The 23693-nt window shown below is 64.6% G+C and carries 22 protein-coding genes; 5 read left to right on the top strand and 17 right to left on the bottom strand.

The genetic code is table 11. From position 1 onward, the window contains the following. Window positions 1-12 precede the first annotated feature (12 nt). Window positions 13-1473, bottom strand: a complete 1461-nt coding sequence (locus tag MTBLM5_RS18455; protein WP_173977530.1) for an NAD-dependent succinate-semialdehyde dehydrogenase — start codon at window positions 1471-1473, stop codon at window positions 13-15. A 112-nt stretch (window positions 1474-1585) separates the two neighbouring features. Between MTBLM5_RS18455 and MTBLM5_RS18450 the strand changes: the two genes are divergently transcribed. Continuing rightward, window positions 1586-2407, top strand: coding sequence for an alpha/beta fold hydrolase (locus MTBLM5_RS18450; RefSeq protein ID WP_254431125.1), 822 nt, complete (start codon window positions 1586-1588; stop codon window positions 2405-2407). On the opposite strand, the gene MTBLM5_RS18445 is transcribed toward MTBLM5_RS18450, so the two are convergent. Next, window positions 2389-4650, bottom strand: coding sequence for an adenylate/guanylate cyclase domain-containing protein (locus MTBLM5_RS18445; RefSeq protein WP_173977505.1), 2262 nt, complete (start codon window positions 4648-4650; stop codon window positions 2389-2391). The genes MTBLM5_RS18450 and MTBLM5_RS18445 overlap by 19 nt on opposite strands. Before the next feature lie 232 nt (window positions 4651-4882). On the opposite strand from MTBLM5_RS18445, the gene MTBLM5_RS18440 reads away from it, so the two are divergent. The 3 genes from MTBLM5_RS18440 to MTBLM5_RS18430 are packed head-to-tail and all read left to right on the top strand — an operon-like array spanning window position 4883 to window position 7796. Beyond that, window positions 4883-5401: an SET domain-containing protein-lysine N-methyltransferase gene (locus MTBLM5_RS18440; RefSeq protein WP_173977504.1), complete on the top strand. Its 519-nt coding sequence runs from the start codon at window positions 4883-4885 to the stop codon at window positions 5399-5401. Next, the gene (locus tag MTBLM5_RS18435; RefSeq protein WP_173977503.1) at window positions 5398-6558 is read left to right on the top strand and encodes a type III PLP-dependent enzyme; all 1161 of its coding nucleotides are present in this window, start codon (window positions 5398-5400) and stop codon (window positions 6556-6558) included. Before MTBLM5_RS18440 ends, MTBLM5_RS18435 begins: the two co-directional genes overlap by 4 nt. Continuing rightward, the gene (locus MTBLM5_RS18430; RefSeq protein WP_173977502.1) at window positions 6555-7796 is read left to right on the top strand and encodes a TIGR03862 family flavoprotein; all 1242 of its coding nucleotides are present in this window, start codon (window positions 6555-6557) and stop codon (window positions 7794-7796) included. Before MTBLM5_RS18435 ends, MTBLM5_RS18430 begins: the two co-directional genes overlap by 4 nt. Here MTBLM5_RS18430 and MTBLM5_RS18425 read toward each other — a convergent pair. The 10 genes from MTBLM5_RS18425 to MTBLM5_RS18380 all read right to left on the bottom strand — a co-directional run bounded on the left by MTBLM5_RS18425 (window position 7748) and on the right by MTBLM5_RS18380 (window position 18068). Next, window positions 7748-8314, bottom strand: a complete 567-nt coding sequence (locus MTBLM5_RS18425) for an AAA family ATPase (RefSeq protein WP_173977501.1) — start codon at window positions 8312-8314, stop codon at window positions 7748-7750. The genes MTBLM5_RS18430 and MTBLM5_RS18425 overlap by 49 nt on opposite strands. Beyond that, window positions 8314-8556 (bottom strand): hypothetical protein, encoded by a 243-nt coding sequence (locus tag MTBLM5_RS18420; protein ID WP_217425061.1) that lies wholly within the window; start codon window positions 8554-8556, stop codon window positions 8314-8316. The genes MTBLM5_RS18425 and MTBLM5_RS18420 overlap by 1 nt, the downstream gene beginning before the upstream one ends. A 60-nt stretch (window positions 8557-8616) precedes the next feature. Continuing rightward, window positions 8617-11232 (bottom strand): bacteriohemerythrin, encoded by a 2616-nt coding sequence (locus tag MTBLM5_RS18415; RefSeq protein WP_173977500.1) that lies wholly within the window; start codon window positions 11230-11232, stop codon window positions 8617-8619. Window positions 11233-11344: 112 nt separating this feature from the next. Then, window positions 11345-12013: a hypothetical protein gene (locus tag MTBLM5_RS18410; protein WP_173977499.1), complete on the bottom strand. Its 669-nt coding sequence runs from the start codon at window positions 12011-12013 to the stop codon at window positions 11345-11347. 191 nt (window positions 12014-12204) lie between these two features. Next, window positions 12205-13614: an NADH-dependent phenylglyoxylate dehydrogenase subunit beta gene (padI, locus tag MTBLM5_RS18405; RefSeq protein WP_173977498.1), complete on the bottom strand. Its 1410-nt coding sequence runs from the start codon at window positions 13612-13614 to the stop codon at window positions 12205-12207. 2 nt (window positions 13615-13616) lie between these two features. After that, window positions 13617-14867: an NADH-dependent phenylglyoxylate dehydrogenase subunit epsilon gene (gene padH / locus MTBLM5_RS18400; protein ID WP_173977497.1), complete on the bottom strand. Its 1251-nt coding sequence runs from the start codon at window positions 14865-14867 to the stop codon at window positions 13617-13619. Window positions 14868-14877: 10 nt separating this feature from the next. Next, window positions 14878-16110 (bottom strand): NADH-dependent phenylglyoxylate dehydrogenase subunit alpha, encoded by a 1233-nt coding sequence (gene padG / locus MTBLM5_RS18395; RefSeq protein ID WP_173977496.1) that lies wholly within the window; start codon window positions 16108-16110, stop codon window positions 14878-14880. Between the two features lies 1 nt (window position 16111). Beyond that, window positions 16112-16378 (bottom strand): NADH-dependent phenylglyoxylate dehydrogenase subunit delta, encoded by a 267-nt coding sequence (padF, locus tag MTBLM5_RS18390; protein ID WP_068503643.1) that lies wholly within the window; start codon window positions 16376-16378, stop codon window positions 16112-16114. Continuing rightward, on the bottom strand, window positions 16375-16944 hold the full coding sequence (gene padE / locus MTBLM5_RS18385) for an NADH-dependent phenylglyoxylate dehydrogenase subunit gamma (protein WP_173977495.1): 570 nt from the start codon (window positions 16942-16944) through the stop codon (window positions 16375-16377). Before padE ends, padF begins: the two co-directional genes overlap by 4 nt. Before the next feature lie 263 nt (window positions 16945-17207). Further along, the gene (locus MTBLM5_RS18380) at window positions 17208-18068 is read right to left on the bottom strand and encodes a hypothetical protein (protein ID WP_173977494.1); all 861 of its coding nucleotides are present in this window, start codon (window positions 18066-18068) and stop codon (window positions 17208-17210) included. 183 nt (window positions 18069-18251) lie between these two features. Between MTBLM5_RS18380 and MTBLM5_RS18375 the strand changes: the two genes are divergently transcribed. Then, the gene (locus MTBLM5_RS18375) at window positions 18252-19343 is read left to right on the top strand and encodes a radical SAM protein (protein ID WP_173977493.1); all 1092 of its coding nucleotides are present in this window, start codon (window positions 18252-18254) and stop codon (window positions 19341-19343) included. A 6-nt stretch (window positions 19344-19349) separates the two neighbouring features. On the opposite strand, the gene MTBLM5_RS18370 is transcribed toward MTBLM5_RS18375, so the two are convergent. The 5 genes from MTBLM5_RS18370 to MTBLM5_RS18350 all read right to left on the bottom strand — a co-directional run bounded on the left by MTBLM5_RS18370 (window position 19350) and on the right by MTBLM5_RS18350 (window position 23676). Beyond that, window positions 19350-20102 (bottom strand): RNA methyltransferase, encoded by a 753-nt coding sequence (locus tag MTBLM5_RS18370; protein WP_173977492.1) that lies wholly within the window; start codon window positions 20100-20102, stop codon window positions 19350-19352. Further along, window positions 20103-20792: a hypothetical protein gene (locus MTBLM5_RS18365; RefSeq protein WP_173977491.1), complete on the bottom strand. Its 690-nt coding sequence runs from the start codon at window positions 20790-20792 to the stop codon at window positions 20103-20105. It lies immediately after the preceding gene. 4 nt (window positions 20793-20796) lie between these two features. Beyond that, complete coding sequence (cimA, locus tag MTBLM5_RS18360; RefSeq protein ID WP_173977490.1) at window positions 20797-22446, bottom strand: citramalate synthase; 1650 nt, start codon at window positions 22444-22446, stop codon at window positions 20797-20799. Between the two features lie 130 nt (window positions 22447-22576). After that, the gene (locus tag MTBLM5_RS18355) at window positions 22577-23047 is read right to left on the bottom strand and encodes a hypothetical protein (protein ID WP_173977489.1); all 471 of its coding nucleotides are present in this window, start codon (window positions 23045-23047) and stop codon (window positions 22577-22579) included. 5 nt (window positions 23048-23052) lie between these two features. After that, window positions 23053-23676, bottom strand: coding sequence for a peptidoglycan-binding domain-containing protein (locus MTBLM5_RS18350; protein WP_173977488.1), 624 nt, complete (start codon window positions 23674-23676; stop codon window positions 23053-23055). Window positions 23677-23693 lie beyond the last annotated feature (17 nt).

Below are 23693 nucleotides of genomic sequence, written 5' to 3'. Positions count from 1 at the left end.
GGCCCCGTCAGGTCAGGCCAGCCCGCCCATGCACAGATATTTGACCTCAAGGAACTCCTCGATCCCGTATTTCGACCCTTCGCGGCCGATGCCGGATTCCTTGACCCCGCCGAAGGGGGCGACCTCGGTCGAGATGATGCCTTCGTTGATGCCGACGATGCCGTATTCCAGCGCGTCCGCCACCCGCCAGCAGCGACCGATATCGCGTGAATAGAAATAAGCGGCCAGGCCGAATTCGGTGTCGTTGGCCATCTGGATCGCCTGGGCCTCGGTTTCGAAGCGAAACAGCGGCGCCACCGGCCCGAAGGTCTCTTCCTTGGCCACCAGCATGGAAGGCGTGATGTCGGTCAGGATGGTCGGCTGGAAGAAGGTGCCGCCCAAGGGATGGCGTCCGCCGCCCAACATCACCTTGGCCCCCTTGGCGATGGCGTCGGCGATGTGGCGTTCGACCTTTTCCACCGCCGCCTGGTTGATCAGCGGCCCCTGATGGGTCTCGCCGGCCAGGCCGGCGCCGACCACCATTTTGCCCACCGCCAGGGCCAGCTTGGCGGCGAAGGCATCGTAGATTCCGGCCTGGACCAGGATTCGGTTGGCGCACACGCAGGTCTGGCCGGTATTGCGGTATTTCGAGGCCATGGCACCCGCCACCGCCGCGTCCAAGTCAGCATCGTCAAACACGATGAACGGCGCATTGCCGCCCAATTCGAAGCTGACCTTCTTCATGGTGTCGGCGCATTGCTTCATCAACAGCTTGCCGACCTCGGTCGAACCGGTGAAGGACAGCTTGCGCACGATCGGATTGGCGGTCAGCTCGGCGCCGACCGCGACGTAATCCTCGGTGGGCAAAACGTTCAGCACGCCGGCGGGAAAGCCCGCCCGCACCGCCAGTTCGGCCAGGGCCAAAGCCGACAGCGGCGTGTCCTCGGCCGGCTTGACCACCACTGTACAGCCGGCAGCCAGGGCCGGGGCGCATTTGCGGGTGATCATGGCGATGGGGAAGTTCCATGGCGTGATCGCCGCCACCACGCCGATCGGTTCCTTGGTCACCACGATGCGCCGGCCGGGCGCGGTCGCCGGGATGACGTCGCCGTACACCCGCTTGGCCTCTTCGGCGTACCATTCGACGAAGGCGGCGCCGTAGACCACCTCGCCCTTGGCCTCGGCCAGCGGCTTGCCCTGCTCGGCGGTCATCAGCCGGGCCAGATCGTCGGTGTTGGCGATGATCAGCTCGAACCAGCGCCGCAAGATGGCGGCGCGGTCCTTGGCGGTCATGGCTCGCCACGCCGGAAGGGCCGCGTTGGCCGCCTCGATGGCGCGCCGCGTCTCGGCCTGACCGACCGAGGCCACCCGCACGATCACCGAGCCGTCGGCCGGATTGGTCACCGCCAGGCTGGCCCCGGAATCAGCGTGAATCCATTGGCCGTTCACATGGGCGTGGTGGCGCAGCAGCTTGATGTCGGCAAGGTTCAGCATGGCGATCTTTCCGGTTTGGCGAGACATTCGGCGCCCTCCAGATATACTCGGGGCCGACCAGAACCGCAAAGGCCAAGCCATGAAAGCATGCCGCTCGTTTTATGTTCCCGTGATGGGCCACGACATCCATGTGCTGGAATGGGGCAACCCCACCCTGCCGGCCCTGGTGATGTGGCACGGACTGGTCCGGAACGCCCGCGACTTCGACGTGGCGGCGGCCCATTTCGCCGACCGTTTCCGGGTGATCTGCCCCGACACCATCGGCCGCGGCCTGTCGTCATGGTCTGCCAATCCCGATACCGACTACACCTTGCCGGCCTATTGCCTGCACGCCTTGGGTCTGCTGGACGCGCTGGGGGTCGAGACCTGCGCCTGGGTCGGCACCTCGATGGGCGGGCTGATGGGCATGGGCCTGGCCGGCACCGAGCCGGGCAAATCCCGCATCACCCGCCTGGTCATCAACGATGCCGGCCCGCAACTGAACGAGGCGGCCATCGAGCGCATCCGCGCCTATGCCGGCATGGTGCCGGAATTTTCCACCATGGCCGAGTTCGAGGGCTTCTTGCGGCTGATCTACGCCCCGTTCGGCGCTCTTTCAGACGCCGAATGGCGCAAGATGGCGGAAACGTCGGTGCGCCGACGCGATTCGGGCAAGCTGTCCAGCCATTACGACCCCCAGCTGATGCGGGTGTTCGCCGAACAATACACCCCCCTGGACATGTGGCCGATCTACGATGCCATCGCCTGCCCGACCCTGCTGCTGCGGGGCGAGACTTCCGACCTGCTGCTGGCCGAGACGGCAAACGCGATGACCACGCGCGGGCCCAAGGCCAGCCTGGTCACCATTCCCGGCTGCGGCCATGCGCCGTACCTGAATACGCCGGAGCAACTGGCGGTGCTGGACGGGTTCCTGGGTCAGCCGCCAGGCCAATAGGCCGAGTCCTCGCCCATCAGGATGGCGGCGGCGTCGCCCTTGGTCTGGCCGGCCGGCATCTTGTCGGATCCGATCATCTTCTTGACGCTGTCCATCACCGAACCGACCGACGGTGCCGCCATCTCGGTGATGTTGCTGTCGGAATCGGCGGCCTGTTCCTCGATCTCGTCGTCGGCGGACAGGTCGGCCTCGGTCTTGCGGCGCAGGTGGTAGACCGTCTGCTTGCCGAAATCCTTGGCCAGGCTAAGGACGCCGACATATTCCGAGATGAACTTCTCGACGAATTCCTCGCCGTTATTGACCGCCTCGGACCGCAAGGCCGATTGTTCGGCGGTCAGCACCGCGACGAATTGCTGGGTGGCATAGACGTGACCGATCACCGTCACCGGCTCCAGCCGGGCGGCGCGGTTGATGTGGCTGCCGTAGAAATTGGGGTTGCCGCGGATCGGGTCGATCGCCTCGAACACCGGGCCGGCATGCAGGGATATGCGCAGGTTCAGCGGATTGGGCAGCTTGTCGATCATCTCGGTGCCCAGGCGGGACACCACTTCCTGCAGGGTCATGGCGTATTCGGCCATCGGCGTGGCCTTGTCCATCACCACGAAGATGGCGTCACCCCAGGTGTTGATCGATTTGGGCTCGATGCCGCATTCCGACACCCCGGCCTTGACGCGCTCCAGGAATTCCAGGAAGGCGGGAATATGCTCTTCCTTCAGCTTGGAATAGCCGGCGATGTCGCAGAACATCATCGAGCGGATGACCCGGCCCTGGCCTTCTTCCTCGTCACCGCCGAAATCCAGATCGGGCATGGCCGGGCCGTCTTCGCCGATCAGTTCGGGGTGCTGCTGCAACAGGCCGTCGAGATCGATGATGCGCAGCCGCGAGATGTCTTCCCACTGATCGATGAAATCGCCGGCGCCGCCGACCAGAGAGCCGGGCATCATGTCCCACACCGCCAACAGGTAAGGCGTGGTGTGCAGGAAGGCGGCCCGAAGCGTCGACAGCCCGTGCAGGCACTGGTTGGCGAAGCGGTACAGCATCTCGTGGCCGAGAAACCGCTCTTCCGTGGCATAGGTCACCGAGGCGGCCAGCTTCAACGCGTTCTTGAAGCGCATTTCCCAGCGCGGCCCGCCATAGCGGACATTCTCGGCGATGAAATCGTCCTGGGCGAACGGCATCACCACGTTGACCTCGGCGCCGCGTTCCAGCATCGCCTCGATGAACAACAGATCCGACCCGCACGAGGCCATGGAATAGCCGACCTGGGCGTCCAGTTCGTCCAGCCGGGTGGCGATCTCGGCCCGGACCGAGGCTTCCAGCGCCGCAGGGAAATGCGGCCCCGACCCCGGCCGGTCCAGCGGATGGCCGGTGAACACCACCACCGTCGGCGGCTTGATGATGTCGGTCAATTCGTCGGGGATCTCGATGCCGCCGCGCTTCAGCAGCTCGATCTGCTGCAGCGAGCGGACGACACGGCTGTAATGGACGCCTTCCAGCGACTTGGCCCACTGGAAGGTGCCGATCGCCGCGGCGCCGTCACCCAGCAGCAACTGCGCCTGCCCCAGGGTGGCGAGGATGCGGTAGCGGTCATCGATGGTCGATTCCGGCGGCGTCTCGGCCCCGGCCAGCAGGTCGTGCACCTGGCCGGCCAGGGCGCGGGCCTGGGCATGGTCCTTCAGCAGCACCGACATCACCGCGGCGTCGATGCCGTCGCGCGGGTTGCCGCCGGCGGCGAAGGCGCGCAGGAACATCTCGCGGCAATGTTCCAGGTCGCGGCGCTGGCCCGATGACAGCCAGGCCTCGCGGAAGACGCGGGCCAGCGAGTTGTAGACGTCGGCGTCGGCATCGGCCACCAGCTTCTTGCCGCGCACCAGCTCGATCGCCTCGGCCAGTTCGGCCACCGCGCCCAGCGCCTGGTTGTGATCGGCATTGTCCAGATTGACGATGGCGCTTTTCAGGCTGGCCTGCAGCCGGCGGAACGGGCCTTCGTCGATCAGGATGGCATCCAGCACCGGGGCCAGCAGGCGCCTCGCCTCGTCGACCGCGCCGGTCTGCGACAACGCGATGGCGCCGAAGATGGTCAGCTTGAAATTGCCGGGGAAGAAACGAAGACCGTCGCGGCAGACATCGTGGGCAAGAAAGTTCTGCCCCTCTTCCAACAGCCCCCGCGCCGTGTTTTCCCATTCCGCCTGGGTTCGTGGCGCCGGCCCGCTCGAGACGGTGGCGGTGGTGCTTTCAGCCATGTCGCCGTTCTTTCAACATTGCTCCCCTCCTGGTTTTTAGCATGCATTGAAGGGCGCCGCGAGCGGTTCGGCGCACCCTAACCATCCGGGGGTGTCCACCATCAAAAAAGTCAATGTGACCAATACGCTAAACGAATTTTCAAATCCCTTGTATCCCCGATTGACGAGGCCATGTAGCTAATAATACCGTGTCTGACGATTCTCACTTTCCGGCCTCGAAGAGGGCGACGCCATGAGTGACCTTTATCCACCCGAATTTCGCGTCGATCCCGAGCTGCCGGCCACCACCGATTTCACGGTGACGTCGGTCGATGGACGGGTCGGAATGGGGGTCCGCACCAACAAGGCGTTTACCCGGGGCGTCCGGGTCGCCAAGTTCACCGGGCAATTGTCGTCGAAGATCCTGCAGCACACGTTGCAGGTGACCCCCGACATGCACCTGCATGATCCGTGGTTCGTCGGCCTGTTCACTCATTCCTGCGCGCCCAATTGCGTGCTGGACATGCAGCGCCTGGAAATCTGGGCCTTGACCGATATCGGCCCCGGCGAGCTGTTGACCATCGATTATTCGATGACCGAGGACGTGCTGCACCGCCAGTTCGCCTGCGGCTGCGGTTCGGCCCATTGCCGGCGCTGGATCACCGGGCGGCGCGAGGGCCCCAACGAGACCGGCCGCGCCTATCTGGCTGGGCTTGAATCGAAGAAAATAAAGCGCATGGTGGCCCGCCAGCCGCGGCGGGGCACCCGGTGATCGGGCGCTTCGGTTCGGTCGCCCAGCTGATCGCCCAGGAAAGTCCCGAAACGCCGGTTCACCTGCTCAGGCCCCACCGACTGGCGGCAGTGGCGCGCCAGTTCCTGGCCGGATTTCCCGGCACCGTGCTTTATGCCGTCAAGTGCAACGCCCATCCGCTGGTGCTGGAAACCCTGGCCGCCGAAGGCATCACCCATTTCGACGTCGCCTCCGCCATGGAAATCCGCTGTGTCCGGGAATGCGTGCCGAACGCAGTGATGTACTATCACCACCCGGCCAAAAGTCCGGCCCAGATCGCGCTGGCCCGCGACATGGGCGTCGGCTTCTTTGCCGTCGATTGCATTGCCGAGCTGGAAAAGATCGCCGCCATCGCAGGCTTGGACTGGGTGCCGATGGTCCGCCTGGCCATCCCCAAGGGCACCGGCGCGGTCTATGACCTGTCGACCAAGTTCGGCGCCACCCCCGACGTGTTCGTGGCGACGCTGCAACGCGCCGCCCAATTGGGCCTGAAGCCCGGCATCACCTTCCATGTCGGCTCGCAATGTCTGGACCCGGAAGCCTTCCGGCTGGGCATCAAGCTTGCCTGCGAGTGCATCGATCAAGCCGGAATGGCCATCGAGCTGATGGATATCGGCGGCGGCTTTCCGGCCTATTACCGCACCACCGACGCGCCGCCGCTGGCCACCTTCTTCGCCGTCATCGAGGAAGCCCGCCAGCGCCTGGCCGCGCCGCGCGGCATCCGCCTGGCCTGCGAGCCGGGCCGTGGCCTGGTGGCGGAAGGCGGCTCGCTGCTGACCCGGGTCAACCTCAGGAAGCCCGATGCGGTCTATCTGAACGACGGCATCTTCGGCGGCCTGACCGAGGTCTATTGGGGCAAGGAGGATCTCGCCCTGCCCTATCGCGTGATGGATTGCGCCGGCCGGCCCCGGCGGGGTCCCTTGACCGCCTTCACCGCCTATGGCCCGACCTGCGACGGCAACGATAAATTGCCCTATGCGCTGGAGCTGCCGACCGACGTCGCCGACGGCGATTATATCGAATTCAACCTGATCGGCGCCTATGGCCGCGAGATGGCGGCCCGCTATAACGGCATGAGTTCCGAGGCGGTGGCGGTGATCGAGGCCGATTTCGCCGGCCATCACCAGCCCGAACCGTGAGCCGCCCGTCCGCCATCGTCATCGGTGCCGGTCCGGCCGGCTTGATGGCGGCCGAAATGATGGCACAGGCCGGCCTGACCGTGTCGGTCTACGATTGGATGCCCAGCCCGGGGCGCAAGCTGATGCGGGCCGGCATCGGCGGGCTGAACCTGACCCATTCCGAACCAATCGCAGGCTTCCTGACCCGCTACGGCCCCGCCGCGGGCTGGCTGGCCCCGATGCTGGCCCAATTCGGCCCCGATCATCTGCGCGATTGGGCCGCCGAGCTGGGCATCGACACATTTGTCGGCAGTTCGGGCCGGGTGTTTCCCGTCGGCATGAAGGCGGCACCGCTGCTGCGGGCCTGGCTGCGCCGGTTGCAAGGATTGGGCGTGACCTTCCTGCCGCGCCATCGCTGGCTGGGCTGGAATCCCGACGGCAGCGTGCGCTTTGACGCGGCGCCCTCGGTCGAAAGTGCCGTCACCGTGCTGGCCCTGGGCGGGGCCAGCTGGCCGCGCCTGGGGTCCGATGGCGGCTGGGCCGACATCCTGGCCGCGCGCAAGGTGGCGATCTCGCCGTTTTGCCCCAGCAATTGCGGCTTCGAGGTGGGGTGGAGCGACTTCTTCAAGGACCGCTTCGCCGGCACCCCCATCAAGCCGGCAGGGCTGAGCTTCCAGGGCCGCAGCTTGAAGGGCGAATTCATGATCACCCGCCACGGCATCGAGGGCGGCGCCATCTATGCCCTGTCGGCCGCCTTGCGCGACGCCACGCTGGCGGACGGCCAGGCGGTGCTGACCATCGACCTCAAGCCCGATTGGAGCGTCGAACGCCTGACCCAGGCCCTGGCTGCCCCGCGCGGCAGCCGCTCGCTGGCCACCCATCTGGACAAGGTGGCGCGGCTGAAGGGGGCGCAGGTGGCGCTGCTGCGCGAGGGTGTGGCCAAGCTTCCCACCGAAGCAGCCGCCCTGGCGGCCTGCATCAAGGCGGTGCCGCTGCGCCTGACCGCGCCGCGCCCGCTGGCCGAGGCCATCAGCACCGCCGGCGGCATCGGGCTGGATCAAGTGGATGAACATCTGATGCTGAAGGCGCTGCCGGGGGTGTTCGTGGCCGGCGAGATGCTGGACTGGGAAGCCCCGACGGGGGGCTATTTGCTGACCGCCTGCTTCGCCCAGGGCCGATGGGCGGGACTGGCGGCGGTGCGGCACGTTGGTCAGCCGTCGCGAACGCCATCCATCCAACGCGGCACCCCGGCGGCCTGACTTTTGCGCTGGCCATTCTCGAACGATGCCACCAGCCGCATCCGCGCCCGGGAATTGTCCAATAGCCATGCGCGATCGACCAAATCCAATCCCTGTGACAGGTTCGCCAGGCTGCGCCCATGGCGACGGCGAACATCGGCTGCCGGCACATGGTGCCCCCCATCGGCCACCCGGACGGCAATCCGGCCGATGGACAAGTCCGGCGAATCGGTACAGACGAAGATCAGATTGACCTTATAGCCCGCGGCCTTCGCTTCCTTGATCAGCGCGATCTCACGATTGCCGGAAAACGTTGTTTCCAGGGCGAAACTCCGCCGCTCGGCGATCAGTCGCTTCTGCAGCGCCAAAGCCTGACGCCCGGCTTGAACTGCAATGTCCGGTGGGGCCGTCGGGGAACCGCTTAACCCTCTCGCGATGTCATCGGGGTTGACGACAGGAAGGCGACTGGCCAGATGCTTCCTGGTCAGGGTGGTCTTGCCCGCGCCGTTCGGACCGGCGACGATCCATAACTGGTGCATCAGAGGGCGCGCAGAACCACTTCGGCATCGTCACGAAAGACCACCAATTGACGGCGGCCATCGGGATATTCTTTGACGATACCGTCGCCGAAACGATCGTCGCTGTAATAGATCGGGCGACCGGCCGCGAGGTGACGTTTGGCCTCGTCGCCGTGATCGTCGGCCAAGGCAGCCGCGACCACCGAGACGAACCGGCGTTCTTCCGCATCGGTCATCGGCTCCAATTTCGCGAAATCGACCATGGCAATCCTCCCGCTCGAACGGGAAGCATATCCGATGCAGGCTGGCCGGGTCAAAGATTGCTAAAACACGCCCTTGGCGTTCAGGAAGCCCGAATAGCGGCGATCCTCGGTCAGGATGTGGCTGACCAGCCATTCCTTCAACACCGGCAGCAGATCGATGTCTTGCGGGCTGTCGGCGGCTTCCACCTCGACCTTCAGCGATTCCAGCTGGCTGATCAAGGCGGCGTGGCGGCCGCGATGCGCATCGGTCTCGGGGTATTGGTGGCGCAGCATCAGCGCCTCTTCTTCGCCGAAATGGTAGCGGGCGTACTCGATCATCGCGCTCATCAGCGACTGGACTTCCGCCACCCCGCGACCGCTTTCGATGGCGTCCAGGATGGCGTTGGCCTGTTCGAACAGCCGGCGGTGCTGGGTGTCCAGCCGCACCACATCGACGCGGTAATCGTCATGCCATTGCAGCAGCACACGGCCGGTGGTGCCGCTTTCGAAGATGGCGCTCATCCGCTTGCCCGAGGCCTCGAACAGCTTCCAGCGCACCGACGGAATACCGGCCAGCAGGCCTGCCGGCAGCAGATAGGCGTCGGTGGCGATCAGGGCGCGCAGGCGGAACATGCTGGGGGTCCAGAAGATCGCCAGTTCCTCGCCGAAGAAATCGCCCGACACCAGGGTCTCGACGCAATGGTCGCCGAGATAGCGCCCGACCGCGCCGCCCACCACCAGGGCCACCGATTCCGGACCGATATCCACCACCTCGCCCATCTGGAAGCGGGTCAGCGTCATGTCCTTGGCAATGCGGTTCAGGGTGCGGGTCGAGACCACCTCGCCGAACAGCCAAGTGCGCTGCAGGAACTGGCGGTTCTCGAAGATGCGGGTGATCGAGGCCAGCAATTCGTTGCGCCGCACGAATTCGCGATAGAAGGGCGCGGCGATGCGCAGCGCCTTGACGAAACCGATGGCGCGATAGGTCTCGGTCATCTCGGCTTCCAGCAAGGCGGCCAGTTCGCCGATCATGGCGCCAGCCGACAGAACCGAGCGCGAGCCGCCGTCGATATGCAGCGCTTCGACCGATCCCGACAATAACAGGAACACCGCCTCGGCCGGGGCGCGCTCCTTGACCAGGATGGTGCCGGGATTGAAGGTCACCACCGGATTGTTCAGCAAAACCCGGATCTGGTGATGGGCGATGTCGGGGAAATAGCTCATCAGCAGGTCATAGGCCGACCGCCAGATGAAATCGTGGTTCGACGGGATCAAGGTGTCGACGGTGCCGAACGACGCCGTCGAGCCGATGGCCTTTTGCGCCACCGTGTGCTTGAGGGCGGTGTGGGCCAGGATCACCTTCCCCGAGGTGTCATCGCGGAAATCGTTGGCGTCGCCGTGGATCAGTCCGCCGCCGACATCGACCTTCTTGACCTGGGCCGGCACGGCATAGGCCTTGGCGACCCGATCATAGGTGGCGGCCGAAATGCCCGGCTTGGCTTCGTCGTCGGTGACGAAGCCCTTCAGCACTTCCAGCCGGCAGATGTCGGCGAAGTGGGCATAGGTGCGGTAACCGTCTTCCCACGGCGTGCGGAACTGGAAGATGGTGGTTTCGACCGGATGGGGCGAGAAGACCGGCTTGATTTCCAGGCCTTCGATATCGGTCCACTCGTCCTCGACCAGGTCGTGGCATTCGAAATAATCGGCGAAGGCCGACGGCTCGATCGACAAAAGCGCGGCGATCTTCCTGGCCACCGAGGCGCGCACCAGCGGCGTCGCGTAATACTTGATGCGGTGGTCGGCGCGGATCAGCGTGGTCAGGCCGGCGAAATGGTCGTCGTGCGAATGGGTGTGGAAGATGCCTTCGATCTCGTTGACGCCGATACCCAGGGCGTCCAGCGTCGACAAGATATTGGGGCCGGCATCGATCAGGAAGACGCGGCCCTGGAACATCAGGATCGAGCCCATGGCCGGGCGGTTGATGTCCCAGCCGTCGCCCTCGCCGGAATGCACCACCGAGAAATACTCGCGCGGCATGTTGTAAAAGCCCAGCGGATAGGGGCATTCGTAGGTTTCGAAGGGCGGCAGGTTCAGGTCGACCAGCACGGTCTCGTCGCCGTGGCGGAACTCGAAGACATTCAAGCGGACCCGCTTGATGGTGACCCCGTTCTTGACCGGCACCGGGTCGTTCTCGACCACCAGCGAATCCAGCAACTCGCCGGGATGGCGGATCGAGCCGAAGGCGAACTTCAGCTTCATGCGCATCAGCTCGCGCGCCGTCTCGGGTGTGGCGCCGGCATCGATCAGCTCTTCCTCGCTGATCAGTCCGTAATTGCCGCGATAGATGTATTGCAGCTGGGCGCGGACCTGCTCGGCCGAGCCGATCAGCAGCGGCTTGGCGCCGGTATTGCCGGGATGGTTGGGCAGAAGCATGCCCTGGCGGTACAGCATCTGCAGGACCGGGAACTCGCCCAGATTGGCGAAGCTGCCGTTCTGCACCATGACGTCGGACAGAAGGATCGCGCTGGGGCCGGTCTCATAGGTGATGCCGCCGCGCTCGGTCGAGGCGATCAGACCACGCTTCATCAGATGCTTGACGACATCGGCCGGGCAACCACACAAGACACGAAGATCGGCGGACGGGCACTCGACCCACCAAACGCCGGTGGTCACCTCGATCTTGCGCAAAGAACTCATCGCCCACCCCAACATACTCCCCGCGAAAAATATGCTAGGCCTTTGGCTGGTGCATATCAACCCGGGCAAGGGGTTAGCCTGACAATTTAATGCAAATCCTAGGGTGAAGGCCTTACTTTGCCAGCAGGCAATCGACCAGTAAGACCAGTTGGGGCTCTCCAAAGTAGGGGATGGTGGAAATCTGCGGAGCATCGGCCAGGACGAACGAGCCCGGCCCGACAGACCGCGCGTGCGGATGGCTGTTCATGACGGTCAGGAACCAGTCCTTGCGGGCCTGGAAACGCTGGAACGCCCGCGCCAGGGCGAAACGGACCCGGTCGCGGATGTGCTGGACGCGGCTGTCACCGTAAAAGCCGTCCCAGTCGATGGCGCCGTCGGGTCCGGCCCATTCCCGGGCGATGGCAGAGGCATTATTCTGCAGGGCGGAATAAACCTGATCGCCCAGGATCAGGCGAATGGCCACGAACAACTGGCCCAGATGGTCGCGCAGAATGCCGCTGGACGGATCGTCCAGCAGATGGGCCAGCCGCTTGGCAATGATGCGGCCCAGATAATTGTGGCGCTCGGCATCCAGTTGGTGCGCGCGCACTTGCGAGACGCACAGCGCCTCGGCGGCCGAGAAGTGGGGTTCCAGCTCGCCGCCTTCGGCGACCAGGCGGTCGGCCAGGGCGCGGATGCGATCCACGGGAACGGCCCCGTCCACCGCCTGCTCCTCGAGGAAGCGGGCGAAGGCCAGGACGGCGTTGTCATAGGTCCGATGCAAGGGGGCGCAGGCGTTCATGGCGGCTCTCGTTCAGTTCTTGGCCTCCCCGCTCCCTCATGCGGATGGCCGGGTATTCATCAACCCCGATTGCGCACCATCCTAACCTTTCGTCATAAACGCCGTTCGCGGCGGCAGCCAACGCACGCACAACGCGCTGTGAATGGACGGACAACGCAATAAGGGCCGCCCCGGGGGACGGCCCTTTCCGATCACGGCCGGAAGGTCTCGTGTCGCAAGGGGGGTGTGGCGGCCCCGTCCGGTGTGGAGGTCCGGGCCGGAGCCGCCGCAAGCGCTGCCGGCGCGGTGGCGACTTCACCCGCCAGCCGCTTCAGCAGCGCCACCTGCTCGTCCACCTTGGCTTGAATGTGGGCGAGCTGGTCGGCGTCCAAGTGGCGGTATTTGCCGATGGTCCTGGCGTAATCGGCCACCGGAATCGGCCGATCGGGCGAGCGGGTGAAGCGCAGGCCGGCTTCCGGGGTGTATTCCCAAAGGGTCACGAAGTTCGATTCCACCGACATGCGGCAGGCCTCGATCACCTTGTTCGAGGCGACACGCCAGCCGGTCGGGCATGGCGAATAGATGTGCAGATAGGAAAAGCCCTTGAACGAGGCCTCGATGGCGCGGTCGAGCTTGTCGTAAAGCTCTTCCATGTAGGCGGTGGACGCCGTGGCGACATAGGCGGCCCGGTGGGCCACCATGATCATCGGCATGTTCTTGGCGTCCTGGGTCTTGCCCTTCAGCTTGTCGCCGACCGGCGTGGTCGAGGTCCACGAGCCGTAAGGCGTCGCCCCCGAACGCTGCATGCCGGTATTCATGTAGCCTTCATTATCGACGCAGACATACAAGATCTTCTCGCCGCGCTCGGCCGCACCCGACACGGCGTGGAAGCCGCAATCGACGGTTCCGCCGTCGCCGGCCAGGGCCATGACCACGATATCCTTGCGCCCGACCTTGTCGTAATAGCGCCGGATGCCGGCCAGCATCGAGGCGGTGTTGGTCAAGAGCGGATGGAACACCGGAACCTTGGTGCCGGTCTTGCCGTTATAGCCGACCGAGCCCATGCCGGGGATACAGCCTGGCGGCGTCGCCAGCACCGAATTGCGGCCGACGCGGCGCATGACGTGGCGCATGATCAGTTCGGAATTGCAGCCCTGGCAGCCGGCCAGACCGGGGACGAACATGTCCTCCATCTCGCCGAAACGGTTATAGATGCTGCCGGCCCCGCCCCATTCCAGCGCGCTGGAAGGGCAGGCCGCCACGCAGGCCGGATCGCCGTCGCACTGGTCGCACTTGATGACGCGGCCACCGACCGGATCGGCGGAAATCGCCCCATAGGCACAGCCCGAGGTGCACAGCAGGCAATCGACGCACTTGTCGGAATTCCAGTCGATCACCCCCGAGGCGCCGTTCTTGGCCAGCGCCCCGGCCGGACAGACCATCACGCATTTGGGATCGCCGCACTGGCGGCACAGCGCCATCTCGAAGGCGCCGGCCTTGGCGCCCGGCACGATGGAAATGCGCGACGTGCCCTGCTTGACCGAACTGCAGGCCGTCATGCACTCGCCGCAGCCGTCGCACTTGGAAGGCCTGAAGGCAATGGTGTCGTAGGCGATCGACATGACTATCTCCACATCTCGCTCATCAGGCGGCGCCCGACCTGGGTCGGATCGGCCAGGAAGGATTCCTTGACGGCGCCCAGATCGACGCGGCGGCGGATCAGTTCGCCCATGATGCCGGCGTCGAACGGATCATCGACGGTGATGATGCCGACCAGCCGGTTGTCGGCCAGCACGATGCGACGATAGGTGCGGGGCTGCTCCTGCTCGACCACCTCGAAGCCGTCGCCAACCGCTGCCGCCTGCCCCACCGACACGGCAGGACGGCCGAAGAAGCGATAGGTGTTGACCGGAAGGCCGCCGACCCACGGCTTTTGCTTGGCATCACCCGCCATGTCGAAGCCAGCGATGCGGCCCTGTTCGACGGCGGTGGGGATGATGCCCAACACCTGTCGCTCACCCGAGGCGAAATCCAGCCCCTGCGCCACGTCGCCGGCCGCCCACACGTCGGGGGCCGAGGTGCGCATGCGATCATCCACCAGAACACCGCGATCGATCTCGATCCCCGATCCGGCCAGCCATTCGGTGCAGGACCTGACGCCGGTGGCGACCAGCAGCATGTCGCCTTCGATGGCGCGGCCGTCATCGGTGGTCACGCCGACGCCGCCGTCCAGAGCCGCCACCTGGGTCGCGGTGCGGCCCAGCAGCAGCTTGATGCCATGGCTGGCGAAGGCCGCCTCGATGCGTGCGGACGCCTTGGCGTCGATATAGCCGGGCAAGACCTGGGTCTTCATCTCGATCACGCTCACCGCCAGGCCGGCCTCGGCCAGGGTTTCGGCGGCATGCAGGCCGACCAGGCCGGCGCCCAGCACCACGGCACGCCGCGCCAGGCCCATGCGCGTGCGCAAGGTAACGGCGTCGTCCAGGGTGCGCAGCACATGGAACGGCACGGATTGCAGCCCGGGGATCGGCGGGATGGCCGGGGCCGCCCCGGTGGCGATCAGCAGCCGCTCGTAGCGCCATTGGACGCCATCGGCCAGCGTCACCACCCGGGCCTTGGTGTCCAGCGACTGGGCCGCCTGGCCCGGGGCATACACGCAGCCGGTTTCGTCGAAAAAGGCCTGATCGCGCAAGATCACCGCGTCGGGCTTCGAACGCCCGCTCATCACATAGGGCAGCACGGTCGGCGAATAGGGCAGCTGGCTATCCTTGGTCAGCATGGCCATGCTGCCGTCGGAATCCAGCCGGCGGATGGCCCGGAGGGCTTCCAGGCCGGCATGGGACGAACCGACCAGCAGATATTTGGCTTCGGGCATGGTCGGTCCCCTATTGATCGAATTCGTTGAGCCAGATCGGCGAGGACATGGTCTCGCCGGCGGCGACACGCACGGTGTCGGCGATGGCGCGGCCGAAATGCTCGGGCGTGATGTCGGCTCCGGCCAGGCCGCCGATGAAGCTGATCAGCGGCACGCGGGTCGGGTTGGCGTACAGGGCGGCCAGCACCTCCTGGAAGACCGGGCCGCAATTCCAGCCGAAATTGACGGCGCGATCGACCACGCCGACCGCCTTGACCTTCGACAGCGCCTTGGCGATGACTTTCGCCGGGAACGGCCGGAAGGTCTTGATCTTGACCAGGCCGACCTTGCGGCCGTCCAGGCGGGCATCGTCCACCGCGTCCTTGGCGGCCCCCGTCATCGAGCCGATGGTGACCAGCGCCACCTCGGCATCCTCCATGCGGTATTCCTCGATCAGGGGCGACCAATAGCGGCCGGTGCGCCGGCCCCAATCCTCGTGGGCCGCGACGATGACATCAAGCGCAGAGGCCATGCCGGCGCACTGGCCCTTGCGGTAGCGCACGAAGGTCGAAGGCCCGATGCCGCCGGCCCCGCCGGTCAGCGGATCGACCGCCATCGGCCGTTCCGGGTCCAGGCAGGCATGCCAGTTGACGTTCTTTTCGCCCAGGAAGGCATCGACCACCTCTTGTTCGGGCAGATCGACGCGGGCGACGCCGTAGGACAGGTAGTTGCCGTCGTGGCAGACATTGACCGGCAGCATGACGTCGGCATGTTCCGCCACCTTGTAGGCGATGGGGATCGAGTCGCAGATTTCCTGCTGGGTCTCGCAATACATCTGGATCCAGCCGACTTCCTTGACGGTCATGGCGTCCTGCTGGCCGCCCCACACGCAGCAAGGCGTCACCGAATCGCGGGTCACCAGCGACACCACCATCGGCAGGCGCAGGCCGGGCGTGCGGAAATAGGGCTCGAACATATAGGCCAGCCCCTGGGCCGAGGTGGCCGAATAGGTCCGCCCGCCGGCCAGGCAGGCGCCGTGCAGGACCGAAAGGACCGAATGCTCGCCCTCGACGTCCATCAACTCGGCGTCCATCTTGCCCTCGGCGATGAACTTGGCCAGATACTCGACCAGCGAGGATTGCGGCGTGATCGGATAAACGGCGACGACGTCGGGACGGGACAAAGCCGCGCCCCAGGCGGCGGCCTCGTTGCCGTCGATGACCATGGTGCGGCTGGTGGCCTTCAGGGTGGCGGGTGCGCTCATGTCAGTCTTCCGTCTCTTCGACCATGGTGATGGCGCGGTGCGGGCATTCGGTGGCGCAGATGCCGCAGCCCTTGCAGGTCGCCAGGTTGACGTCGAACCATGTCGGCTTCTCGGTGATGCACTGGACCGGGCAGTAAAGCCAGCAGGTGGCGCATTTGACGCAGCGGTCGCGATCGACCACCGGGCGCATGGCGCGCCAGTCGCCGGTCAGCATCTCGGACAGGTTGACCGCGATGGGACAAAGGTTGTCGGGTGCGTTTCGGGTCATGCCGCTTGCGCCGCCAGTTGGGTGATGATGGTTTCGTCGAAGCCGCGCCGGACCGCCTCGATGTTCTGCTTCAGGCCGGCGTCGCGGAAGTCGGTGGCTTCCAGCGCCGCCACCAGCGAGTCGATGCCGACCAGGCCGGTGGCACGCGCGAAGGCGCCCAGCATGATGGTGTTGGTGATCGGCCGCTTGAAGATGGCCATGGCGATGCCGACGGCGTCGCACAGAGCCACGCGGGCCAGATGGGACGGCAGCACCATGTCGGCCGCCGCCTTCTTGGTGGACTGAACCAGGGTGCCGCCAGGCTTCATGCCGGCGAACACATCGACCGAGCGCGCCACGGTGGGATCAATGACGATCACCGTGTCGGGGGCATAGATGTTGGTGACGCGACGGATCTCGTGATCGTCGAAGCGCAGGAACGCCACCACCGGGGCGCCGCGCCGCTCGAACCCGAAGGCGGGGATGGCCATGACGTGCCGCCCCTCACCCACCAGCGCCGCAGCCAGAATGCCCGACGCCAGCACCGCGCCCTGGCCGCCACGGCCATGGATGCGCACTTCATGCATGCGCGTGTCCTCCTCCCGGTTGCCGATCTTGTTGTGGCTGTCGGCTAATTTGGTATTTCAATACCTATTACCGTATTTCAGCGGAGGATGCAACGTTTTCCCCTGGAAGCGCCACGCATACGGCCATGATGGAAATGCAGGCGATACACATGAGCTACGGATTATTTAATTTTCGTATCATTGCCATCCGTGCCACCGGACAACCGCCAGGGCTATATCTGCATTGCACTTTTTGCGATCTTCCCTGCCGGGATGGCCGGGTTTCAGATCGCCTTGGCGCGGAGGGCGTACCGGATCGCCAATCCCACCAGGGCTGCGACGAACACCAACAGCGATGATGGCTCGGGAACCTGGGAAACCCACTGCGTCTGAACCCGGACGTTGGGGTGGGCGGGGTCGGCGATGGCCAGGGCATGGCCACCGATATTGCCGAAATAGTTCGATGCCTGGGCCTTGATCACGGCCAGCGCCGCACCGAAATTCGCGTCCGCGCTGGTGGCCGTCAGGCGATACTCGACCTCCCAGATCGCAGCTTGGACGGCGGCGGAAGCCGCACTGGAATACGTATCGAGCATGGAATAATCCGCTGGGTGGTCGGCCTTGAAACGGTCGAGGTCGGCGGTGAATGCCGCCAGGGTGACGGCATCAAAGCTTTTAGGGTCGCGCAAATCCAACACGGCATTGCCAAAGGCGGCGATGGCAGCGATCCTGGATTTCTGATCCGTGGTCAGGACCGCGGGTGAATCCCTGTTGTCGGTGGTCAACGCGACGACCGTGCCACTGTATTGGTGCCCCAGATAGATGTCGTGGAACAGATCGACGCACCATACCCCCAACTCGCCGCCGGGGGTCATCAACTCGATCTGGCCGCTATAGACCCCGTTCCAGGTAGCGCCCCCCAAGGCGCCTCCGGTCAGGGTGATCTTCTCGAAATGGGTAATTCCGACATTGGTGATGGTGATCGGCGAGGCCAAGGCCGGTAAAGCCGTTGCGGCGCCGAAGGAAAGGGCCAAGGCCCCGATCATCAAGGACTTTCTCATGTCGGCATCCCGTCCAGCATCTTGAACCGAAATGAAAGGGCGTCGCCCCATCGTCATCGGCATTAAATGCAAAACCTCGGCCAAACGTCTTATTTGTTATCTATCAATGGATTGACCATCCGCCGGTCCCAAGCCTGTCAAAGGGAGCTTACAGGTTCATGTCCGCCCCGCCCTTCCGGCGCCGACAGGTCACCACTTCGTGGACGCAGCCGACCATCCGGAGTAGCGTGACGATCAAAGCCCACGTGAAGCGCGAAACGAGGATCGATGGAACCACTCCCGAGTATCCTGGCCCCGATATCCTTGGCAGAGAGCCCGACGCTCATCGACCTTGAACCGGTCCACAATTGCAACCTGCGGTGCCGTTCTTGCCATGTGCCTCAGGAGGAACTTACCAAGGTGGCGCTGCCCATCGAGGCGATCGCCAAGCTTGGCGTGCGGGACGGCGCCCATTGCAAGGTGGGCACGACGCACGAGCCGACCACCCATCCAGAATTTCCCACCTTGCTCAATGTACTGGGTGAATTGGGGTACCAGGTCAGCCTGACCACCAACGGGACGTTGCTGACCGATCGCATGCTGGACGGCATTGCCGATTACTCGGTGTTCAAGTCCGTCAACCTGTCGTTCGATGCGGCGACGCCCGACCTGTACGAATATCTGCGGGTCGGCGCCAAGTTCCAGCCGACCCTGGAGCGTATCAAGGCCTTCATCGCCCGCCTGGACCGCAGCCGCACCGCAATCCACGCCAACTACACCATGCTGCGGGCCAATCTTTGCGACATCAACGCCGCCGTCGACATGTGGGACGACATCGGGGTCGATGGGCTGGTCTTGATGGTTTCATCGGACCGCCAGAACAACACCTTCCTACACGACCAGATGCTGGCCAGTGACCCCGAGAGCTTCTATCAGGCGACCGAGAGCGCGGCCCAGCATCTGATCGATTCCCAACGGCGCATCCAGCTGTCAGGCTCGCTGATGATGACGCCGCGCTTCGCCGAACGCTTCGGCCACCTCTACCACAACCGCATCATGTACTCGGCCCTGCCCGATCCACTGCCGCCCGTCACCCCACCCGACCCCCATCCCGGCCGCTGTGCCGCGCCGATGACCGAAGTCCGCATCCGATGGAACGGCCATGTCTATCTGTGCAACAACCATTTCCTGGTCGGCAACCTGCTGGAGCAGACCCTCGAGGAAATCTGGACCGGACCACGGGCGAAATTCACCCGGGACCTGGTCGCCGCCAACGGCGACCACTGCCTGCATTGCAACTATTTCCACTATTGCCTGTCGAGCCGAACCGACCTTGACCTGTCGGCGGCGCAGACGACGATGCTGAAGGAACAGACCTGACCCCGGTCAGGTCGTCCCCTGACCCTTCCGGTGCCGATAGGTCACCAGTTCATGCACGATGCCGTGCAGGGTCTGGACCTCTTGCCCGGTCAGATGGGCGCGCTGGAACAGGTTGCGGATGTTCCTGACCATCACCGGGCGCTTGTCGGCGATGCGCAGGAAGCCGCATTCGTCCAGTTCGCGTTCCAGATGCTGGAAGAAGCCTTCCAGCTTTTCCTTGGTGGCGATGTCGGCCGCCCCCTTGGTCATGTGGCGCTCGGGCAGTTCCGGGCCTTGCGCCTGGTACCATTCATAGGCGATCAGCAGCACGCATTGGGCCAGGTTCAGGGACGAGTAATCGGGGTTCAGCGGCACGGTGACCACCGTGTCGGCCTGGACGATGTCGTCGTTTTCCAATCCCGTCCGTTCCGGCCCGAACAGCACGCCGAACTTCACCCCCTGGGCGGTCAGGTCCAGCATGGCGGCGGCGGCCGTGCGCGGGGTATCGACCGGCTTGACCATGAAGCGGTTGCGCGCGGTGGTCGCCCACACCCGGTTCAGATCGGCCACCGCCTCGGCGGTGGTGTCGAACACCTTGGCCCCCAGCACCACCCGGTCGGCACCGGATGCCGCCGCGATGGCCCGATCCGACAGCCAGTCGGGCTTGGGCGCCACCAGGCGCAAGTCGGTCAGTCCGTTATTGAGCATGGCGCGGGCGGCGGTGCCGATATTTTCCGACAATTGCGGACGCACCAGGATGATGGCGGGACCAGAAGACATTTAGTGGATGACACCCATGACATAGCCGATCAGCACGCCGACCACGGCGGTAAAGGGCAGGCCGAAGCCGCCCAGAATCTTGCGGATACGGTCGGCTTTCTTGACGGTGAAGACGTAATGGCGCTGCATCGAGCGCACCACCACCTCGACGGCGGCGGCACCGGCGAAGTCGGAAAACACTCCCGACACCGCCCACGGCCCATAGGTGCCGTCATCGAAGCCGTTCAGAACGGCGCGCGAGGTCGGGTCGTCGTCCACCAGGAACACTTCCCAGGCGGTCACCACCTTCTTGCCCTGGACCTTGTCCATCTGCGGCTCGATGCGGCGGAAGGTGTAGGTGGTGTCGATCACCCGGACGATGCGGGAATTGGGCTCTTCCTTCTTGGGCGGCGGCGGCGCCTCGGTGACGGCCGGCTTGTCGGGCGGCGGCGGGCCGCCCATCACCGCATGGATCGGATGATCGGCCGGCACCAGGGTCTGCCAGCGGCGGATCGCTTCACGGGCGATGTCCAGATGGCCCTTGGCCACCAGCCACTCGGCCAGGGTGCGCCAGAAATCGACGGTCGAGGCCGGGCCGCCATCCTCGGCGGTGGCGGTGTTCAGGACGCCGATCACTTCGGTCCGCATCGGCCCGGGGACGTGGACCGACACCCAGTCCAGAACTTCCGACAATCCCCCGCTGGCGACCATCGGATCAGCCCTCGCCGAACCGGTACAGCATATAGGCGATGGAATCCTGCAAGGCCTCCAGCGAGGCCTCGAGGACGTTGGTGTGCACGCCCACCGTGGTCCAGCGGTTGCCCTTGCCGTCGGTGCTTTCGATGGTGACGCGGGTGCGGGCACCTGTGCCGGCGGTGCTTTCGACGATGCGCACGCGGTAATCGGCCAATTCCAGGGCCGCCAGCTGCGGATAGGCCCCGGTCAGCACCTTCCTGAGCGCGGTGTCGAAGGCGTGGACCGGGCCGTCGCCCTCGCCCACTTCCATGTATTCCGAGCCACCGACTTCGACCTTGATGGTCGCTTCCGACAGGGTGACCCACTGGCCGATGGCGTTGCGGCGGCGTTCGTCGATGACGCGGTAGCGATCCAGGGTGAAATAACGCTTCACCTGGCCCAGGGCGCGGCGCACCAGCAGCTCGAAGCTGGCGGTGGCGGTGTCGTAGGCATAGCCCTCGTGTTCCAGGCGCTTGACCAGATCGACCAGGTCGGTGACCTCGCGCGGGTCGAAGCTGACCTGCATCTGCTCGACCACCCGGACCAGGGAATCGCGGCTGACCGCTTCCATCTCCAGCCCCAAATCGGTCATGCGGGCGACCATGTTCGAACGCCCGGCCTGGTCCGACACCACGATCTGACGGACATTGCCGACCAGGGCCGGGTCGATATGTTCGTAGCAGCTGGGGTCCTTGGCCACCGCCGAGACGTGCAGCCCGCCCTTATGGGCAAAGGCCGAGCGGCCGACATAGGGCTGGCTGCGGTTGGGGGTGCGGTCCAGCACCTCGTCCAGCGCGCGGCTGACGCGCACCAGATTCTTCAGGTCGGCGGGGGCGATGTTGGTCTCGAACCCCATCTTCAGCATCAGGTTGGGGATGATCGAGATCAGGTTGGCGTTGCCGCAACGCTCGCCCAGGCCGTTGATGGTGCCCTGGACCTGACGCACGCCGGCCCGCACGGCGGCCAGCGAGTTGGCCACGGCGTTTTCCGAATCGTTGTGGCAATGGATGCCCAGATGGCTGCCGGGAATGCCGGCGGCCACCACCTCGCCGACGATGCGGGTGATGTCCTCGGGCAGCGAGCCGCCGTTGGTGTCGCACAGCACCATCCAGCGCGCACCATTGTCATAGGCGGCGCGCAAGGCCTTCAGCGCATATTCGGGATTGCGCTTGTAGCCGTCGAAGAAATGCTCGGCGTCGTACATCACTTCCGGCACGCGGGGCTTCAAGTGCGCCACCGATTCGCCGATCATGCGCAAATTCTCGTCCAGTTCGACGCCCAAGGCCACGGTGACCTGGAAGTCCCACGACTTGCCGACCATGGTGACGGCACCCAGGCTTGGGTGGGCCAGCAGCGCGTTCAGGCCCGGATCGTTGGCGGCCGAGCGGCCGGCCCGGCGCGTCATGCCGAATGCGGTCAAGCGCGAACGGGAAAGCTTGGGCGGGTCGGCGAAGAAGGTGTCGTCGGTCGGATTGGCCCCCGGCCAGCCGCCTTCGATGTAATCAATGCCCAACGCGTCCAGTTCGCGGGCGATCTTGGCCTTGTCGGCGGCCGAGAAATCCACGCCCTGAGTCTGGGCGCCGTCACGAAGGGTGGTGTCGTAGATATAGACGCGATTGCTGTTGGTCATCGGGCTTCAACTGTTCCGGCGAAAGACGTTGCCCCACGCTTGGGGAGCAGCAGCATAATGGATAGGGGGGCGGACGCCAACCGAAACGGCTTGGGCGAGGCGAGCTTACATGGCGCAAGCTCGGGCGCTCCTAATCCAGCCAATCTTCCGTCCTATGGTCCAGCGTGTCCGGTCCCGGCTTGACGTGGTCATCGCTGACGGTGAAGCGCGGGTTATCGTGTCGTCGGGCGAAGCTGGCTGCCCAGTCCCGCATGTGGTCGTAACGACGTGGGCAATCGTCCGAAATCTGAACGAACATCTGTCCTTCGGCTGGGCTCAGTGTCCACCAGAATCCACCGGTCTGCGGACGATCTTCGGCAATGAAGCGCATAAGATTGCGAAATACGCGTTCGTTCAGCTTGTCGGTCCATTCTCCTTTATAAGTGAAATCGATACGGACAAGGCATTCCTCTCGCCGGTACTTGGCGACGAATGTCTCGCGGTACTTATTCAGTGGAGCCGGGTCGATGGGGCGCTGCTCATCGAGTTGAGTTCTCCAAACTCCAGCCGCGATGGCGGCAAGGAGTACTCCTGCCAGCCCGACGAACCATTTGCGAGACATCTGATTTAGCGCTTCTTCGTCCGGTAAACCTTGATGTGAGGAGATCCCTCGAACGGACTGTACTCCCCTTGTGGGGGATAGGTCACCCGGAAGTTGTAGCCATTAGGATTCTCAAACGGTGGTTCAAATACCTTTTCCGTGCGAGGTTTCAAAATGATCCCACCCTGAGACGGATTTCGCTGGTCATGATCTGGACGGCGGAATTCAGGGATGACCTTTCCCTCTTTATCCAGACCATACCAATCCACTTTGTATTCCAACCCATTCCAAGATGGTCCAGGGTTATGGATTTCGACCTTTGCGGGGCCGTTGGTGATTACATCGCGGGAGTTATTCTTGTCAACGTCACCCGCATACTCCCAATCATCGCTATCCTGCGCGGCGGCCATTTTAGCGTTCATTGTTTGTTCCGTCGGCCCTTCCGGTCGCATGAAGCCATCAACTTTCAAGCCATTGTCCTTCTGGAACCGCTTGATGCCATCGAACATCGCGTCGTCGGTCCAATCATCGATGCCCCGTTCGGGTGGAACGTCGTAATAGCCGAGACGATTGAGGACACGCTTGGTGTCCATAAGGTCGTTGGGATCGAGACGGTAATTGGTCCCGACGGGGGATTTAAGGTTAAGCATGGCGCCAGCCTTCCTTT

The sequence above is a fragment of the Magnetospirillum sp. LM-5 genome (genome assembly GCF_902729445.1).
Classification (GTDB): Bacteria; Pseudomonadota; Alphaproteobacteria; order Rhodospirillales; family Magnetospirillaceae; genus Magnetospirillum.
The sequence above is the reverse complement of the archived record's forward strand: the minus strand, read 5'-3'. Positions and strand labels throughout refer to the sequence as shown.